1 protein-coding gene is annotated in these 1,025 nt (G+C 33.3%); it reads left to right on the forward strand.

Annotation, left to right across the window (positions count from 1 at the left end; all coding sequences use genetic code 11):
• Positions 1–296 precede the first annotated feature (296 nt).
• Positions 297–986: an ATP-binding cassette domain-containing protein gene (locus HGC4_RS03850; protein ID WP_050708807.1), complete on the forward strand. Its 690-nt coding sequence runs from the start codon at positions 297–299 to the stop codon at positions 984–986.
• The last annotated feature ends 39 nt before the right edge of the window (positions 987–1,025 follow it).

A 1,025-nucleotide genomic window follows, 5' to 3' on the forward strand; every position in this document is an offset into this window, starting at 1 on the left:
TCTATGTGTTCTATTGATCTTTTTTCACGTTTATCTTCCAAAAATAGTTTCTTAGAGTTCTGTATTAGGGTATTGTAAGGATATTTCTATTTTAAGGTTAGTCGTGTTCGGTATTTGTTAAAATAGGAACTTATCCTATACTGTAGAGTGTTTAATCTTACAATAACTGTAATATTTTTGTTTATTTGCTTCAATAAGCCGCATCCTTTGTAAATAGAGGGATTTTGTTGTGGTTTCATGCTGTTTTTTTTGTTTATTTGCCTTCTATTTATTGGGGAAATTAATAAAATAAGGGAATGAACATCTTGAAAATTGAAAGGATGGACTTTTGCTATAAGCAACAGTTCGTTCTCAAAGACTTTGTGCTGTCCATTGCAGAAGGCAGTATTTATAGTCTAGTAGGAAAACCTAAATCGGGAAAAACGACAGCGCTAAAATTGATCTTAGGTTTATTAAAAACGACTGCTTCCACAGTATATATTAAAGGGCAAGACTTTTATAACCGGAGAGAAAGTCTCCAGAGTATTGTTGGTGCTATTATTGATCTTCCGTATTATCAAAATTACCTAACAGTTAAGCAGAACTTCTTATATATAGATATGCTCTTTGGTTATGGAGATTTGCGGATAGCCGAAGTCTTACGGTTTATCGGGTTGGCAAAATACACCAATACCAAGGTGAAAAAGCTAACCATAACCCAACAAAAGTTTCTTAGTGTAGGAATTGCATTATACCATAATCCGGATCTACTTGTCTTTGACGATTTATTAAGAGACTTGGATGAAGATTCAAAGGGTGATATCTGTAAGTTACTTCTTAAAATCAAGAAGAAAGGTGGAACTATTCTGATGTCAAGTCGAAGTATAGATGATATAAGAAGTTTCAGTACTCATATAGGCATACTCGAAAATGGGAAGATATATAAAGAAGTCTGTTCTCAGGAATTAAAAAGTGAACGCTTTCAAAATGCCGATCTTCTAGTTTAAAGCTATAATGTTTCGACCTTTTTTCGCTTCTGTGATTGT

The sequence above is a fragment of the Dysgonomonas sp. HGC4 genome, assembly GCF_001261715.1.
In the GTDB taxonomy this organism is placed as follows: Bacteria; Bacteroidota; Bacteroidia; order Bacteroidales; family Dysgonomonadaceae; genus Dysgonomonas_A.